This window comes from Rhizobium sullae, assembly GCF_900169785.1.
GTDB lineage: Bacteria > Pseudomonadota > Alphaproteobacteria > Rhizobiales > Rhizobiaceae > Rhizobium > Rhizobium sullae.
In genome coordinates this window covers 1-290 of sequence record NZ_FWER01000232.1, presented here as the reverse complement: position 1 = coordinate 290, position 290 = coordinate 1, and the positions used below count along the sequence as shown (strand labels likewise).

Below are 290 nucleotides of genomic sequence, written 5' to 3'. Positions count from 1 at the left end.
GCCGATTGTGTATCTTCCATGGCAACCACCGCGGCTTCCAACCGAAACAGCAGGCTCGCCAAAGACTGCGCGACGCCGTCGTGGAGGTCATAGGCAATCCTGCGCCGCTCCTGCTCCTGCGCGCCGATCATTGCCTCGATCAATCGCGCCAGGTCGCGCTCGCGTGCCTGGAGGTCGGATGTCAGTTGCTCGCGAAGAATGCGCTGGCTCTCTGCTGCCAGAAAGGCGGCGAGCTGATCCGTCACGATCTGGATCGCCTCACGATCCTGTTCATTCATGGGGAAGGCGAG

The 290-nt window shown here is 62.1% G+C and carries 1 protein-coding gene; it reads right to left on the bottom strand.

The annotated features are described in order from the left end of the window. A partial coding sequence (locus BN1800_RS39925; RefSeq protein ID WP_244564844.1) for a histidine kinase occupies positions 1 to 290 on the bottom strand: 290 nt, incomplete at both ends.